We start from the raw sequence: 15,061 nt of genomic DNA, 5'->3' as shown, positions 1-15,061 counted from the left end.
GAGTCTGCCCAGCCTTTCTGGCTGCGCTGTCGAGCAGAGAACAGGTCCAAGAGCGACGCGTACCTTGTGGGAGCGGGGTTACCCGCGATTGCGATGGTGAACTCACCAGCGTCATCGCGGGTAAACCCGCTCCCACAGGATCGTGGCTGCCCGGTTATTTACATACGACAGGAAGCTACACCGGCCTTCAGGCGCTCCGCTGCGGCAGAACAATGCTGAACCTGGCCCCACCCAGCACCGACTCCCCGACACTCAGTACCCCACCCTGGCTCTCGATCACCCGCCGGCTGATCGCCAGCCCCAGGCCGAAGCCGCCGGTGGCGCGATCACGGCTGCGGTCCAGGCGATAGAACGGCTGGAAGATCTGCTCGCGTTCCAGCTCGGGAATGCCGATGCCATCGTCCTCGACACTGATCAGGCAGTTGCCCTGCCCGTCCTGGCCCAGGTCCAGCAGCAGGCGCCGGTCGCAGTAGCGCATGGCATTGCGGATCAGGTTCTGCACGGCGCGGGCGGTCATCCGTGGATCGAGGGCAAAGCGCAGGTCGCCGCCGCCACGCACCTCCCAGCAGATGCCGCGCCCGTCCAGTTCCTCGGCGAAACTGCCGAGGATGCTGTCGACGAACTCCAGCAACGACACCTCGACCCGCTCGACGACCTGCCCCGGCGTCTGCAAGCGGCTGTAGGACAGCAGCTCCAGCACCAGCTCGTCCAGCTCGCGCACATGCCCGACCAGTTGCATCAGGCGCTTGCGGCTGGCCGCCGGCAGTTCGTCGTAGAGCAGCACCAGGCCGAAATCCAGGCGGGTCAGCGGCGTGCGCAATTCATGGGACACGGCATTGAGCAGTTCGCGCTGCTGGGTCAGCAGTTGCTCCAGGTCCTGGGCCATGGTGTCGAACACGGCCGCCAGCGCGCCAATGTTGGAGCGCGGGGAAATGTGCGTGCGCTCGGCCAGGTGGCCCTGGCCGAGCAATTGCGCGGTGGCCTTCAGGCGTTCCAGGTCGCGCCAGTGCGGCCACAGCCAGAGCAGCAGGCAACCGAGCAGCGCCGCGCCGATCAGCACGGTGATGCCCCAGGACAGCAGGTTGATGTCGAACGGATCCGGCGGATTGCGCAACGCCACCAGCCAGCGCTCGCTCAGGGGGGCGATGGCCGTCTCGTAGTAGCCCCAGTCGCCCAGGCGCACGACGTTCTGCCCGGCATCCAGGCGCTGCTGCTCCTCGGCGCTCAACGCCAGGCCGCTGCGCGGCAGCAGTTCGATGGCCAGCGGTGCGAAATCCCCGGCCAGTTCCTGTGCCACCTGCGGCCATTGGCTTTCCGGCACCTGCTTGAACTGCCTGACGATCAGGCTCTGCACACCCCGCGCCTGTTCAAGGTTGTAGGCGATATAGCGCTCGTTGAACGTGTTGAGGATCAGTTCCGGCACCAGGAACAGCGCCCCGGCATAGGTGACGATGGTCAGCAGGTAGAGGCGAACGAGGATCTTCAGCATGGCCCGGCCTCAGACCTCCCATTCCACGCGGCTGAACAGATAGCCCTTGCCCCACACCGTCTTGATCTTGCGCGCTTCGCCGGCATTGTCGTCGAACTTGCGGCGCAGCTTGGAAATCGCCACGTCCACGGAGCGGTCGGTGCCGTTGAACTCGATGCCGCGCAGGTGCTGCAGGATATGGTCGCGGCTGAGCACTGTGCCAGCATTGCGCGCCAGCACCACCAGCAGGTTGAACTCGCCGCTGGACAGCTCCACCGGCAGGCCGCGCCAGGTCACGGTACGTTCGGCCAGGTCGATGCACAGCGCGCCGATCAGCAGGCGGTCGCTCTCCAGGTGCGGCTCGGCGACGCTGCTGCGCCGCAACAAGGTACGTACCCGGGCCAGCAACACCCGTGGCTCGCACGGCTTGGCCACGTAGTCGTCGGCGCCCATTTCCAGGCCGAGGACCTGGTCATGGCTGTCGTCGCGGGCGGTGAGCATGAGGATCGGCAGGCTCTGCGATTCGCCGCGCAGGCGCCGGCACACCTGCAGGCCGTCGAGGCCCGGCAGCATCAGGTCGAGGATGACCAGGTCGGGCTTGTCGCGGCGCACCTGTTCCAGCACCAGGTCGCCGCGGGCGATGACGCTCACGCTGAAACCATTGCGTTGCAGGTAGCTGGCGATCAGCTCGGACAGGGCACAGTCGTCTTCGACCAGGAGGATGTTGGGCATGACTTGACTTGGAAGGCAGGGAAAGTCGGCAGGATATAGAACCTGAAAAGGTAAGAAGGTGTTTCCTTACACTTTTTAACAGACGTTCTACAGAGCTTCACAGCCGCTTGCAGCGCGACTGCGTACCATGCAACGGTCATTTATGGAAGAAGCGCATGTTTCCCTCAAGCCCCGCTCGTCTGCTCCCCCTCGCCGCCGCCCTCCTCCTGCTCAGCGCCTGTGGCGATGGCCAGGCCCCGGAGGACGCGCAAGCCCCCACGCCCAACGTCTCCGTGGAAACCGTGCAGGTCCAGCCGCTGGCGATCAGCAGCGAACTGTCCGGGCGCATCCAGGCACCGCGCATTGCCGAAGTCCGGGCGCGGGTCGCCGGGGTCGTGCTCAAGCGCGAATACCGCGAGGGCAGCGACGTGAAACAGGGCGACGTGCTGTTCCGCATCGACCCGGCACCGTTCCAGGCCGACTACGACAGCGCCCGCGCAACCCTGGCCAAGGCCGAGGCAACCCGCTACCAGGCCAGGCTGCAGGACCAGCGCTACGCCGAGCTGATCGCGATCAACGCCATCAGCCGTCAGGACCGTGACAACGCCCGGGCCGCAGCCATGCAGGCCGATGCCGACGTGGCCGCGGCCAAGGCGGCGGTGGACCGGGCCCGGCTCAACCTGGGCTACGCCACGGTCACCGCGCCGATTTCCGGGCGCATCGGCCGTGCCCTGGTCACCGAGGGCGCGCTGGTGGGGCAGAACGAGACCACGGCGCTGGCGACCATCCAGCAACTGGACCCGATCCATGCCGACGTCACCCAGTCGACCCGCGAGATCAACGCCCTGCGCCGCGCCCAGCGCGCCGGCGAACTGCAGCAGGTCGGCCAGGACCAGGCCAAGGTCACCCTGATCCAGGACGACGGCACGCCCTATCCGCTGCCCGGCAAGCTGCTGTTCTCGGATATCGCCGTCGACCCGGGCACTGGCCAGATCACCCTGCGCAGCGAGTTCCCCAATCCCGATCTGGACCTGCTGCCGGGCAGCTTCATCCGCGTGCGCGTCGAACAGGCGGTGCAGCCCCAGGGCATCAGCGTGCCGCAACAGGCGGTCCTGCGTGACAGCGCCGGCCAGCCGCGGGTGCTGGTGGTGGATGGCGAGCAGCGCGTCGTCGAGCGCAGCGTGGTGCTCGGTGCCGCGCAGAACAACCGCTGGATCGTCAGCGCCGGCCTGAACCCTGGCGAACGGGTGGTCACCGAAGGCCTGCAGCACATCAAGGCCGGCGACCAGGTCCAGGTCACCGCCAGCGAATCGGCCAAGCCGCCCGTCGTCCAGAACACCACCGGCCAGTGAGGGCCTGATTCATGCCGCAGTTTTTCATCGAACGCCCGATCTTCGCCTGGGTGGTCGCCCTGTTCATCCTGCTTGCCGGTGCCCTGGCCCTGCCCAAGTTGCCAGTGGCCCAGTACCCCAACGTCGCTCCGCCACAGGTGGAGATCTACGCCGTATACCCTGGCGCCTCGGCGCAGACCATGGACGAAAGCGTGGTCAGCCTGATCGAGCAGGAGCTCAACGGTGCCGACCATCTGCTGTATTTCTCTTCGCAGAGCAGCCTGGGCAGCGCCACCATCACTGCCACCTTCGAGCCGGGGACCAACCCGGAACTGGCCCAGGTCGACGTGCAGAACCGCCTGAAGATCGTCGAGTCGCGCCTGCCACGGGCGGTGACCCAGCAAGGCCTGCAGGTGGAAAAGGTGTCCACCGGCTTCCTCCTGCTGGTGACCCTCAGCGCCGACGACCCGGCGCTGGACGAAACCGCCCTGAGCGACTTCCTTGCCCGCAACGTGATGAACGAGATCCGTCGCCTGCCCGGCGTCGGCAAGGCGCAGCTGTACGGCTCGGAACGGGCCATGCGCATCTGGATCGATCCGCGCAAGCTGATCGGCTTCAACCTCACGCCCGAGGACGTCAACGCAGCGATCACCGCGCAGAACGCCCAGGTCGCCCCTGGCAGCATCGGCGACCTGCCGGGCCGCCCAGGCCAGGAAATCACCGCCAACGTGCTGGTCAAGGGGCAGTTGTCGAGTCCCGAGGAATTTGCCGCCATCGTCCTGCGCGCCAACCAGGACGGCTCCACCGTGACCATTGGCGATGTCGCCCGGGTCGAGATCGGCAGCCAGGAATACCAGTTCGGCACCCGCCTCAACGGCAAGCCCGCCACCGCCTTCAGCGTGCAGCTGTCGCCCGGCGCCAACGCCATGCAGACCGCGACCCTGGTGCGCGAGAAGATGGACGACCTGTCGCGCTACTTCCCGCAGGGCGCCCGGTACGACATCCCCTATGACACCTCGCCGTTCGTCAAGGTCTCCATCACCCAGGTGATCCATACCCTGGGCGAGGCCATGGTCCTGGTGTTCCTGGTGATGCTGCTGTTCCTGCAGAACATCCGCTACACCCTGATCCCCACCCTGGTGGTGCCGGTGGCGCTGATGGGCACCTTCGCGGCGATGCTCGCCCTGGGCTTCTCGATCAACGTCCTGACCCTGTTCGGCATGGTCCTGGCCATCGGCATCCTGGTCGACGACGCCATCGTCGTGGTGGAGAACGTCGAGCGCATCATGATGGAGGAAGGCCTGTCGCCGAAAGCCGCGACGCACAAGGCCATGGGCCAGATCAGCGGCGCCATCGTCGGCATCACCGTGGTGCTGGTGGCGGTGTTCCTGCCGATGGCGTTCATGAGCGGCTCGGTGGGGGTGATCTACCAACAGTTCTCCATGTCCATGGCGGTGTCGATCCTGTTCTCGGCGTTCCTCGCCCTGAGCCTGACCCCGGCACTGTGCGCCACCCTGCTCAAGCCGGTGGCCAAGGGTGAACACCACGAGCGCCGCGGCCTGTATGGCTGGTTCAACCGACGCTTCGAGGCGCTGAGCAACGGCTACCAGCGCTGGGTGATCCATGCCATCGCCCGCAGCGGTCGCTACCTGCTGCTCTATGCACTGCTGTTCGGCGCGCTGGTGATGAGTTTCAGCCAGTTGCCGTCGTCGTTCCTGCCCACCGAGGATCAGGGCTACACCATCACCGACGTGCAACTGCCGCCGGGAGCCAGTCGCGAGCGCACCGAGGGCGTGGCCGCGCAGATCGAGGCGCACAACGCCGGTGAACCGGGGGTCGGCAATACCACCGTGATCCTCGGCTTCAGCTTCTCCGGCAACGGCCAGAACGCCGCGCTGGTTTTCACCACCCTCAAGGACTGGTCGGAGCGCGCCGCCGATGACGCCGCGGCGGCCATCGCCGAACGCGCCACCATCGCCTTCAGCCAGTTCAAGAACGCCATCGCCTACTCCGTGCTGCCACCGCCGGTGGATGGCCTCGGTACCTCGACCGGCTTCGAATTCCGCCTGCAGGACCGTGGCGGCCTGGGCTACGCCCGCCTGATGGCTGCCCGCGACCAGTTGCTCGGCGCTGCGGAAAAGAGCCCGGTGCTGGTCAACGTGCGTGAAAGCGCACTGGCGGAAAGCCCGCAGGTGCAGCTGGAGATCGACCGCAAGCAGGCCAATGCGCTGGGCGTGTCGTTCGCCGATATCGGCACGGTGCTCAATACTGCGGTGGGTTCCAGCTACGTCAACGACTTCCCCAACCAAGGCCGCATGCAGCGGGTGGTGGTGCAGGCCGAAGGCGATACCCGCAGCCAGGTCGAAGACCTGCTGCAGATCCATGTGCGCAACAGCAGCGGCAAGATGGTCCCGCTGGCCGCCTTCGCCCGTGCCCAGTGGGTCTCGGGGCCGGTGCAACTGACCCGCTACAACGGTTATCCGGCGATCTCGGTGAGTGGCGAGCCGGCCCCGGGGCACAGCTCCGGCGAGGCCATGGCCGAAATCGAACGCCTGGTGGGCGAGCTGCCGCTGGGCTTCGGCCTGGAGTGGACCGGGCTGTCCTTGCAGGAAAAGCTGTCCGGCAGCCAGGCGCCGCTGCTGATGGCGCTGTCGCTGCTGGTGGTGTTCCTCTGCCTGGCGGCGTTGTATGAAAGCTGGTCGATCCCCACCTCGGTGCTGCTGGTGGTGCCGCTGGGGATCCTCGGCGCGGTGCTGGCGGTGACCTTGCGCGGCTTGCCCAACGATGTGTTCTTCAAGGTGGGCCTGATCACCCTGATCGGCCTGTCGGCGAAGAACGCCATCCTCATCATCGAGTTCGCCAAGAGTCTGGTGGACCAGGGTCATGACCTGGTGGACGCCACGGTACAGGCCGCGCGCCTGCGCCTGCGGCCGATCGTGATGACCTCGCTGGCGTTCATCCTCGGCGTGGTACCCCTGGCCATCGCCACCGGCGCCAGCTCGGCGAGCCAGCAGGCCATCGGTACCGGGGTGGTGGGCGGGATGCTCAGTGCGACGCTGGCGGTGGTGTTCGTGCCGGTGTTCTTCGTGGTGGTGATGCGGGTGACCGGGTATCAGCGCAAGAAGGCCGAGATTGCCGCTGAAGTAGATGCCTGATGACGAGCGCTCACTGCCTGACAGTGTGGGAGCGGATGAATCCGCTCCCACGTCGGCCGTGCTCCGCCCTGAACGATGTGCAGATGCCCATGCCGCGATGTGGCCATCAGCAATGACAAAGTTGAAACCTGCCAACCACCATGGGAAGGTGACCCTCTTTACTTCTCAAGTCTTCCGCCAATGAACCAGCCTTCCCTCCCCCCCTGTTCCATCCTGATCCTGGCCGGCGGCCGCGGCCAGCGCATGGGCGGGCGGGACAAGGGCTTGCTGGCCTGGCGCGGCGAGCCGTTGATCGCCCACCTGCAGCGCACCGTACGCCCCCTCACCGACGACCTGATCATTTCCTGCAACCGCAATGCCGAGGCCTACCGGCCCTACGCCGACCAGCTGGTGCACGACCAACAGACGGATTTCCCGGGCCCCATGGCCGGCGTCCTGGCCGGACTGCGCGCCGCCCGCCACGACTGGCTGCTGGTCCTGGCCTGTGACGCGCCGCAGGTCGATCGGGCGCTGCTGGAATCGCTCCTGGCACTGGCCGACGACCCGCACACCCCGGTCATGGTGCGTCAGGCCGGACACTGGCAACCCATGTTCAGCCTGATCCCGCGCGCACTGACACCCACACTTTCAGCCGCCTGGGAAAGTGGCGAACGCAGTCTGTCGTGGGTGTTGCGCGGCGGGCCCTTGCTGGCCCTGGAGTGCGCCGAAGACGATCCCCGGCTGGCGAACTTCAATACGCCGGAGTACCTCGACGACGACGCATCAGCGCAGTCGTGAGCGGATCTGTCGGCAGGTGTCGAGCATCTGCTGGCGGTTGTGCGGCTCCAGGCCGAGCTTGCCGTTCATGCAGTCGAGCAGTTGCGCCGCTTCCAGCTTCAGCGCCTTGCCCTTGTCGGTGAGCAGTACCTTGCGCCGGCGGCGGTCGCCCGGATCGAGGTAGACCGTGATGAAGCCGGCATCGCTCAGGCGCCGGATGATCGGCGTCAGGGTGCCGAGGTCGAACAGGGTCACCGCACTGAGGGAACTGATGGACATGTCGTCCTCGCCCCATAAACCGATCAATACCAGCAATTGCGGATAGGTCACGCCATGTCGGCGTAACGGTTCGCCATAGTCGCGGACCATGGCATTGGCGGTGGAATACAGGGTGAAACACAGCATTCCGTCGAAATCGAAGGTAGGTTCTTCCATAGGCGTCTCTCGGGTGGCAATCATTCGGCCACCGCTGCTTGCTCGTTGCGTGCCCATTCCTGCAGCAGGACGAGGTCCACTCGCCCACTGCCCGTACTGGGCAATATGGTCTTGAACGTGATGCCCACCGGTACCTGCCAGCTGGCCAGGCCAGACCGGCAATGCTCCAGCAGCTCGCCGACATCCGCTGTCCGCTGGTTGGGCTCCACTACTACAAAGGCCCAGGGGGCCTGACCGCGTTCGGCATCGGCGATGCCGACCACCGCGGCGTCCCGCACGCCATCGAGGGCGAGCAGGAACTGTTCTATATCCAGCGGGTTGACCCGCATGCCGTCGCAGCGGATCAGCTGGTGGACGCTGCCGTGATGATAGAGATAGCCATCCTCGTCACGGCTGCACAGCACGCCCGTGTGCAGCACGACTTCCCCGGGCTCGATACCGGGCTTTAGCCGTTGCGCCGTGGCCACCGGATCGCGCCAGTAGCCGGGCGTCATCGACGCGCTGCGGATCACCAGTTGGCCCAGGCGCTGCGGCTGCTCCACCCGCTGCCCCTCGTCATCGATCAGCCAGACTTCGGTGTCCGGCACGGCGATGCCGATGCTGCCGGGCTTGCCGAGCACATCTTCGGGCGGCAGGCAGGCGCAGCACTTGCACTCGGGCAGGCCGAACAGGGTGCAGATCCGGGCATTGGGAAACAGGCTGTTCATCCTTGATATCTGTCGCCGCCGCAACCCCGCTCCGCCGTTGGTGACCAGGCGCACGCCAGGAAAGGCAATGCCGCGTCGGGTCGCATGCTCGTACAGGAACGTCAGGGTGTTGGTAACGAAAGGCACCACGCTGACCTGGTGCCGCTCGATGCTGTCCATCAGGGAAAGCGCCGCGTTGGACGTCTTCTCCAGTACCAGGGTGGCCCCGGCATCCACGGCCATGAGCATCTGATACAGACCGTAGTCCGTGGACAATGGCAGGGAGCACAGGATGTTGTCAGTGACTTCGTAAGCCAGATTACTGCGCAGCGAGTCCAGCGCCGCCAGCATGTTGCGCTGGCTGACCATCACCCCGCGCGGCAACTGGGGGCCTTCGTCGGGGTAGAAGATCGCCGCCAGGTCGTCTTCCTGCACGGACAGCGGCGTGGCGGCCAGGTCTTCCTGGCCGAGCAGGCTTTCGAAGGTGCGGGTGGCGCGGGCGTCCGGCTCGCCGTCCAGCAGGACGATGGCGCGCAGGTGCGGCAAGCTGGCGATACTGCTCGGCAAGCCGGCCAGCACCGCGCTGGTGGTGATGAAGACCGAGGCCTCGCAATCGCGCAGGACATGCTCCAGGTGCGCACGCCGTACCAGCGGATCGACATTGACCACGACTCCGCCGGCCTTCAACACGCCCCAGAAGGCACAGACCATTTCGATGCGGTTGCCCAGGCACAGCAGGACATTTTCCTGCTGCCGCAGGCCCACGCCGCGCAAGCCTGCGGCCAGGCGCTGGCTGGCGTCATCGAGCTGGGCGTAGGTATAGGACTCGCCGGCATAGACGATGGCCGTCTTGCCGGGGTACAGGCCATTGCACTGATCCAGCACCTGACGCATGCCGCCCGGGCGCTTCATGGCACCGCCACTTGAGTCGTAGCAGGATAGACCGGCAAATCGTCAACGAGCGCCGGTTCCTTGACACCAACTGCCTTGGTATCCGTCAAGACGCTTCCCATGCAATAAAACCTTCATTGGTTTGTATAAAAAGTAAATACCAAGCAGTGCAGAGGCGCGCTGAAATGTGAACTGATTCCGCTTTTTTTCGCAAGATTGCCCCATTCGAAGGAATATAGCCAGTTGCCATGGCGGCGAATAAATGACGCCAATAAATGGCTGCAGCCCGCGCATGGCGGGCTGTCCGATAGTCAGGGGGAAAATGCGGCCTATCCGGACGGATGGCCGTGCAGCGTCACTCAGCCAAGGCTGTGCCAGACACGCCGCTCACGGGCGAGCAGTTCGTCCGCGGCGGCCGGGCCATCCTCGCCGGCGGCATAGGCATGCACCTCGCCGCCGTCCTTCCAGGCATCGAGGAACGGCTGCACCGCGCGCCAGCCGTTCTCGATGTTGTCCGCCCGCTGGAACAGGGTCTGGTCACCGATCAGGCAGTCGTAGATCAGGGTTTCGTAGCCGGTGGCCGGGCGCATCTTGAAGAAGTCCTTGTAGGCGAAGCCCAGTTCGACATTCTCCATGGCCAGCGCCGGCCCGGGACGCTTGGCCTGCAGGTCGAACCACATTCCTTCGTTGGGCTGGATCTGGATCTTCAGGTAGTTGGGCTTGGGCCGCTCGGCGTCGCTGTCGCGGAACTGCGCGTAAGGCGCCGGCTTGAAGCAGATGGCGATCTCGGTATCGCGCACGCTCATGCGCTTGCCGGTACGCAGGTAGAACGGCACGCCGACCCAGCGCCAGTTGTCGATCATCACCTTCAGGGCGACATAGGTTTCGGTCTGGCTGTCCGCCGCCACCCGTGGCTCGTCGCGGTAACCCTTGAGCTTCTTGCGGCCCTGGCGGCCCTCGCTGTACTGGCCGCGTACCGAGTTCTTCAGGGCCATGGCCTTCGACCAGGGGCGGATGGCGCCGATGACCTTGGCCTTCTCGCTGCGTACCGCATCGGCACCGAAGGCCGCCGGCGGCTCCATGGCCACCATCGCCAGCAGCTGGAACAGGTGGTTCGGGACCATGTCGCGCAGGGCCCCGGTATGGTCGTAGAACGCGGCGCGCTCCTCGACGCCGACGGTCTCCGCAGCCGTGATCTGCACGTGGTCGATGTAGTGGTTGTTCCAGAACGCTTCGAACAGGCCGTTGGAAAAACGGCTGACGAGGATGTTCTGCACCGTTTCCTTGCCCAGGTAATGGTCGATCCGGTAGATCTGCTTTTCGTTCATCACCCGCAGCAGGCAGGCGTTGAGCAGTTCGGCGCTGGCCAGGTCCGAACCGAACGGCTTCTCCACCACCACCCGGCGAAAACCCTCGGTTTCACTGAGCAGGCCGGCGTCGCCGAGACGCTGTACCACCTCGGCGAAGAAGCGCGGTGCGGTGGCCAGGTAGAAGATCGCGTTGCCATTGCGGGATTTGCCGATGTGCTTGCCGATGGCCTGGTAGGTGTCCGGGTCGAGAAAGTCGCCGGTGAGATAGTCGATGCGCTTGGCCAGCCGGGCCCAGCGTTTCGGATCGAGGCATTGCGCGCCTTCCGCCGCGCCCTTGTCGCGCTCGCGCATGAAGGCTTCCAGGCGTTCGGCGAACTCGGCGCCGGTTGCGGCGTTGTGGTCGACCCCGACGATGCGCAGGTTCTTGTCCAGCAAGCCGTCGCGGCTGAGGTTGTACAGGGCCGGCATCAGCAGGCGCTTGACCAGATCGCCGTTGGCGCCGAACAGGAACAGGGTGCAGGGTGGTGCGGTTTCGACGTTGTACTGGTTCATTCGGGACGCTCGACATGGCCGCCGAAACCGAAGCGCATCGCCGACAGCAGCTTGTCGCCGTAGGTACCCTCCTGCTGGCGCGAGCGGAAGCGGGCAAACAGCGCGCTGGTCAGCACCGGCACCGGCACGCCCTGCTCCACCGCCGCGTCGATGGTCCAGCGGCCTTCGCCGCTGTCGGCCACCGAGCCGCTGTAGTCGCCAAGATCCGGGTCCGCAGCCAGGGCGTCAGCCGTGAGATCGAGCAGCCAGGAAGTGACCACGCTGCCGCGGCGCCAGACCTCGGCGATCTGCGCCACGTCGAGGTCGTAGCGCTCCGCCTGCGGCAGTGCCTCGCTGGTCTTGCCGCGCAGGATGTCGAAACCTTCGGCGTAGGCCTGCATCAGGCCGTACTCGATACCGTTGTGGACCATCTTCACGAAGTGCCCGGAACCGGCCGGTCCGGCGTGGATATAGCCCTGCTCGGCACGCCCCGGCTCGCCGTCGCGGCCTCTGGTTCGCGGAATGTTGCCGATGCCGGGGGCCAGGCTGGCAAACAGCGGATCGAGACGCTCGATCACCGCCTGCTCGCCGCCGATCATCATGCAGTAGCCCCGGTCCAGCCCCCAGACACCGCCCGAGGTGCCGACATCGACGTAGTGCAGATTGCGTGCGGCCAGCTCGCTCGCACGGCGGATATCGTCCTTGTAGAAGGTGTTGCCGCCGTCGATGACCACGTCGTCCGGCTCCAGCAGGTCGGCCAGTCGGGCGATGGTCTGCTCGGTGGGGGCGCCGGCAGGCAGCATCACCCAGATCGCCCGCGGCCTGGCCAGTTGCTGCACCAGCGCGGCAAGATCCTTGGCGCCCTGTGCGCCCTCCGCCACCAGTGCTTCGATGGCCGCCTGATCGCGGTCGTTGACCACCATTTCATGGCCGTTGCGCATCAGGCGCCTTGCAATATTGCCGCCCATGCGGCCCAGTCCCACGATTCCCAGTTGCATGCCGATGCTCCGCTCGAAGGATGAAATGTCGCGTCAGGTCCACAAGGTTAGTCCAGTGTGCGATAGCGATGGTTTCACGACGAACGGCAAGACAGCGGCCAATAAAAAAGTTCCCTCATTCGAAAAAAGAATTCAGAATCGCGCCCCGACAAGCGTCTACGCTTCAGTTGTGTGACAGCCATTTGTGAGGTGCGCAATGCAAACCCTGATCTCGGCAAGCCCGCCCCAGACGCTCTACGTCTCGATCCGCCGTGACGAACTGCAACGCCTGAAGCAGGAGCGCGACGAGCTCCAGGAACAGGTGGCCCGCCTGAGTCTCCTGCTCCAGCAGGCCCAGCCGCAGCGCCAGGCGGCTACCCGCTAAGCCCCTTCCCTCCCGCTGCTGGCTCAGGCCAGCAGCACGCGACACCAGTAGACCACCCCCACCGCCGCCAGCAGCAACAGCATCCACGCCGACAGCCGCGCGATCCCCGCCTTGTAGCGTTGCGCCAGCGAATGCCGCATCAGGCCGATGTAAAGCGCCAGGATGCCCAGGTCGACGATCAGCCAGAGCACTGCCAGCAGGCCGATGCTGGCGCTGAACGACTCAGTCACCGGGATGAACTGGGGAAACAGCGCAACGAAGAACAGGACGTCCTTGGGGTTGGAAATCCCGATCAGGAAGCCCTGCCACCAGCCATTGGCCTTGACCGCGCCGGTCGCCTCCCCGTCGCCCTTGTCACGCAAGCCGCTCAAGCCCAGCCAGCCGATGAACAGGCACCCCGCCAGCGCGCCCCATTGCAGCACCTGCGGGCTCAGGGCAAGGGTGCCGGCGAGCACGGCCGCCGCCGCCGCCACCAGGATCAACGAAGCGGCATTCGCCCCCAGCGCGGTACGCACCGCAGTGCCGGTGCCGGAACGGCTGGCGGCATCCAGTACCAGCAGCACCACCGGGCCCGGGGTGGCGATCAACAGGATTACAGTGCCCAGGTAGGCGATCAGCAGCGGTGTGTTCATGGATGGCTCTCGAAGCGTTGAATCCGCGTATTCTGCGCAGCCAGCTGCGCCTTGAAAAACGCAAAAAGCGCTGGCCTACTATGAGCCCAACTCATGATGAGCTGTCGCCATGGCCGATCGCCTGCCCCCGCTGTATGCCCTGCGCGCCTTCGAGGTTGCCGCCCGCTCCTGCTCGTTCACCCGGGCCGGCGAGGAGCTGGCCCTGACCCAGAGCGCCATCAGCCGGCATATCCGCAGCCTGGAAAGCCACCTGGGTTGCCGGCTGTTCGAGCGCCACGGCCCCAGGCTACGACTGACCGATGCCGGGCAGCGCCTGGCGCGGCAGCTGAATGCCGGCTTCAGCCTTATCGAACAGGCCTGCCAGCCGTTTCGCGGTGCCGGGCGGCAATTGCGCCTGAAAGCCCCCTCCACCCTGACCATGCACTGGCTGCTGGGCTGCCTGGAGCGCTTTCGCCAGGCGCAGGAGAGGACCGTCGTGCAGCTCTCCAGCGTATGGATGGACCAGGACAGCGTGGATTTCGCCAGCGAGCCCTACGACTGCGCGGTATTGCTGGGCAACGGGCAGTTCGGCGAACGGGTGAAGTGCCAGAAGCTGTTCGAGGAATGGCTGATCCCGATCTGCGCGCCGTCGCTGCTGGGCGATGGGCCGTGGGACCAGGCGTGGCTCGGCGGGATGGCGCTGGTGCATCCCTCCGCCGATCGCCGCGACTGGAAGCGCTGGGTGCAAGGCAGCGGGCTGGCCGGTGATCTCGACCTCAACCGTGGCGTGTGTTTCGACACCCTGGACCAGGGCATGGCCGCGGCGATGGCCGGGCACGGTGTGTCCATCGGTGACCTGGCGTTGATCGGCCCGCACCTGCGCGATGGCCGGCTGGGCTTGCCGTTCCGCGAGGCGGTGGCCACCGGTGATGGCTATTACCTGGTGTGGCCGCAGGGCAGTGCCTGGGAAGACGCGATCCTGGGGCTGGGGGAGTTTCTGCTGGAACAGCGGCCGGAGGTGGGGCTTCCCTGCTGAGGCGGAGTAAGATTCGCCAATGCAGACCGAACTCGACCTTTTCACTCCCGCCCACGGCGAGCCTCAATGGCTCGGCAACCAGGTGGCCCTCCTTCCGGGATTCGCCCTGGACCGGGTCGAGCGCCTGCTGCCCGCCTTGCGCGAGATCGTCCTGGCCGCGCCCTTCCGCAACATGACCACCCCCGGTGGCCGGACGATCTCCGTCCGCGTCACCAACTGCGGCAGCCTGGGCTGGATCAGCGACCTGCGCGGCTACCGCTACAGCCCCGTCGACCCGCTCAGCGGCCTGCCCTGGCCGGCGCTGCCCGGGGTCTTCCTCGAACTGGCCCGGGCCGCCGCGCAATCCGCCGGTTTCGACGACTTCGTCCCGGATGCCTGCCTGATCAACAGCTACCTGCCCGGCAACCGCCTGACCCTGCACCAGGACCGCAACGAGCGGGATTTCAGCCAGCCGATCGTCTCGGTATCCCTGGGGCTGCCGGCCACCTTCCTGCTCGGTGGCCACGAACGTGCCGAGCGGACTGTGCGGGTGGCCTTGCAGCATGGCGACGTGATGGTCTGGGGCGGCGAGGATCGCTTGCGCTTTCACGGTATCCTGCCGCTCAAGGACGGTCGCCATCCGCTGCTGGGTGCGCGAAGGATCAATTTCACGTTGCGCAAGGCGGGGTAGCGGCGAGTGAAGGACGGCCCCTGTAGGAGCGGGGTTTACCCCCCGATGGGGGCGGAAATAACAAAAGGCAAACCGGGGGAACACCCCCCCCCACCGGAAGCGGCGCGG

Annotated in this window: 13 protein-coding genes; 6 read left to right on the top strand and 7 right to left on the bottom strand. The window is 66.0% G+C overall.

Annotation, left to right across the window (positions count from 1 at the left end; translation table 11 throughout):
• Positions 1-187: 187 nt before the first annotated feature.
• Positions 188-1,489 (bottom strand): ATP-binding protein, encoded by a 1,302-nt coding sequence (locus V0R59_RS31025; RefSeq protein ID WP_330073981.1) that lies wholly within the window; start codon positions 1,487-1,489, stop codon positions 188-190.
• A 9-nt stretch (positions 1,490-1,498) separates the two neighbouring features.
• Positions 1,499-2,200, bottom strand: coding sequence for a response regulator transcription factor (locus tag V0R59_RS31020; protein WP_330073980.1), 702 nt, complete (start codon positions 2,198-2,200; stop codon positions 1,499-1,501).
• Between the two features lie 155 nt (positions 2,201-2,355).
• On the opposite strand from V0R59_RS31020, the gene V0R59_RS31015 reads away from it, so the two are divergent.
• The 3 genes from V0R59_RS31015 (at position 2,356) to mobA (ending at position 7,442) form a co-directional block, all read left to right on the top strand.
• Positions 2,356-3,531, top strand: a complete 1,176-nt coding sequence (locus V0R59_RS31015; RefSeq protein ID WP_330073979.1) for an efflux RND transporter periplasmic adaptor subunit — start codon at positions 2,356-2,358, stop codon at positions 3,529-3,531.
• Between the two features lie 11 nt (positions 3,532-3,542).
• A complete protein-coding gene (locus V0R59_RS31010; protein ID WP_330073978.1) occupies positions 3,543-6,665 on the top strand; it encodes an efflux RND transporter permease subunit in 3,123 nt (1,040 codons plus the stop codon).
• A gap of 180 nt (positions 6,666-6,845) precedes the next feature.
• Positions 6,846-7,442: a molybdenum cofactor guanylyltransferase MobA gene (mobA, locus tag V0R59_RS31005; protein ID WP_330073977.1), complete on the top strand. Its 597-nt coding sequence runs from the start codon at positions 6,846-6,848 to the stop codon at positions 7,440-7,442.
• Here the strand turns inward: mobA and V0R59_RS31000 are convergent.
• From V0R59_RS31000 to gnd, 4 genes are all read right to left on the bottom strand, one after another.
• Positions 7,428-7,856, bottom strand: a complete 429-nt coding sequence (locus tag V0R59_RS31000; RefSeq protein ID WP_330073976.1) for a MarR family winged helix-turn-helix transcriptional regulator — start codon at positions 7,854-7,856, stop codon at positions 7,428-7,430. The two genes, mobA and V0R59_RS31000, sit on opposite strands and share 15 nt — an antisense overlap.
• Before the next feature lie 20 nt (positions 7,857-7,876).
• A complete protein-coding gene (locus tag V0R59_RS30995; RefSeq protein WP_330073975.1) occupies positions 7,877-9,454 on the bottom strand; it encodes a class I adenylate-forming enzyme family protein in 1,578 nt (525 codons plus the stop codon).
• A gap of 338 nt (positions 9,455-9,792) precedes the next feature.
• Positions 9,793-11,295: a glucose-6-phosphate dehydrogenase gene (gene zwf, locus V0R59_RS30990; protein WP_330073974.1), complete on the bottom strand. Its 1,503-nt coding sequence runs from the start codon at positions 11,293-11,295 to the stop codon at positions 9,793-9,795.
• Positions 11,292-12,272 carry a phosphogluconate dehydrogenase (NAD(+)-dependent, decarboxylating) gene (gene gnd, locus V0R59_RS30985; protein WP_330073973.1) on the bottom strand — a complete coding sequence of 327 codons (981 nt, stop codon included), beginning with the start codon at positions 12,270-12,272 and terminating at the stop codon, positions 11,292-11,294. The genes zwf and gnd overlap by 4 nt, the downstream gene beginning before the upstream one ends.
• A gap of 196 nt (positions 12,273-12,468) precedes the next feature.
• Here gnd and V0R59_RS30980 point away from each other — a divergent pair, with 196 nt between their 5' ends.
• Positions 12,469-12,636 carry a DUF6026 family protein gene (locus V0R59_RS30980; RefSeq protein WP_330073972.1) on the top strand — a complete coding sequence of 56 codons (168 nt, stop codon included), beginning with the start codon at positions 12,469-12,471 and terminating at the stop codon, positions 12,634-12,636.
• Between the two features lie 23 nt (positions 12,637-12,659).
• Here the strand turns inward: V0R59_RS30980 and V0R59_RS30975 are convergent, their stop codons facing one another.
• Positions 12,660-13,268 (bottom strand): LysE family translocator, encoded by a 609-nt coding sequence (locus tag V0R59_RS30975; RefSeq protein ID WP_330073971.1) that lies wholly within the window; start codon positions 13,266-13,268, stop codon positions 12,660-12,662.
• Between the two features lie 109 nt (positions 13,269-13,377).
• Between V0R59_RS30975 and V0R59_RS30970 the strand changes: the two genes are divergently transcribed.
• Together V0R59_RS30970 and alkB are read left to right on the top strand one after the other, a co-directional pair.
• Positions 13,378-14,283, top strand: coding sequence for a LysR substrate-binding domain-containing protein (locus tag V0R59_RS30970; RefSeq protein ID WP_330073970.1), 906 nt, complete (start codon positions 13,378-13,380; stop codon positions 14,281-14,283).
• A 19-nt stretch (positions 14,284-14,302) separates the two neighbouring features.
• Positions 14,303-14,953 carry a DNA oxidative demethylase AlkB gene (gene alkB, locus V0R59_RS30965; RefSeq protein WP_330073969.1) on the top strand — a complete coding sequence of 217 codons (651 nt, stop codon included), beginning with the start codon at positions 14,303-14,305 and terminating at the stop codon, positions 14,951-14,953.
• Positions 14,954-15,061 lie beyond the last annotated feature (108 nt).

The organism is Pseudomonas ulcerans (assembly GCF_036324125.1).
In the GTDB taxonomy this organism is placed as follows: domain Bacteria; phylum Pseudomonadota; class Gammaproteobacteria; order Pseudomonadales; family Pseudomonadaceae; genus Aquipseudomonas; species Aquipseudomonas ulcerans.
Note: the sequence above shows the minus strand (reverse complement) of the source record. Positions and strands in the feature narration are given on the sequence as shown.

What these genes read in the sequence shown, in the direction of transcription:
- V0R59_RS30975 (WP_330073971.1), bottom strand. Translation starts at nt 13,268, where the DNA reads ATGAACACACCGCTGCTGATCGCCTACCTGGGCACTGTAATCCTGTTG.
- gnd (WP_330073973.1), bottom strand. Translation starts at nt 12,272, where the DNA reads ATGCAACTGGGAATCGTGGGACTGGGCCGCATGGGCGGCAATATTGCA.
- V0R59_RS31020 (WP_330073980.1), bottom strand. Translation starts at nt 2,200, where the DNA reads ATGCCCAACATCCTCCTGGTCGAAGACGACTGTGCCCTGTCCGAGCTG.
- V0R59_RS31000 (WP_330073976.1), bottom strand. Translation starts at nt 7,856, where the DNA reads ATGGAAGAACCTACCTTCGATTTCGACGGAATGCTGTGTTTCACCCTG.
- V0R59_RS30980 (WP_330073972.1), top strand. Translation starts at nt 12,469, where the DNA reads ATGCAAACCCTGATCTCGGCAAGCCCGCCCCAGACGCTCTACGTCTCG.
- V0R59_RS31015 (WP_330073979.1), top strand. Translation starts at nt 2,356, where the DNA reads ATGTTTCCCTCAAGCCCCGCTCGTCTGCTCCCCCTCGCCGCCGCCCTC.
- V0R59_RS30995 (WP_330073975.1), bottom strand. Translation starts at nt 9,454, where the DNA reads ATGAAGCGCCCGGGCGGCATGCGTCAGGTGCTGGATCAGTGCAATGGC.
- V0R59_RS30970 (WP_330073970.1), top strand. Translation starts at nt 13,378, where the DNA reads ATGGCCGATCGCCTGCCCCCGCTGTATGCCCTGCGCGCCTTCGAGGTT.
- mobA (WP_330073977.1), top strand. Translation starts at nt 6,846, where the DNA reads ATGAACCAGCCTTCCCTCCCCCCCTGTTCCATCCTGATCCTGGCCGGC.
- V0R59_RS31010 (WP_330073978.1), top strand. Translation starts at nt 3,543, where the DNA reads ATGCCGCAGTTTTTCATCGAACGCCCGATCTTCGCCTGGGTGGTCGCC.
- zwf (WP_330073974.1), bottom strand. Translation starts at nt 11,295, where the DNA reads ATGAACCAGTACAACGTCGAAACCGCACCACCCTGCACCCTGTTCCTG.
- V0R59_RS31025 (WP_330073981.1), bottom strand. Translation starts at nt 1,489, where the DNA reads ATGCTGAAGATCCTCGTTCGCCTCTACCTGCTGACCATCGTCACCTAT.
- alkB (WP_330073969.1), top strand. Translation starts at nt 14,303, where the DNA reads ATGCAGACCGAACTCGACCTTTTCACTCCCGCCCACGGCGAGCCTCAA.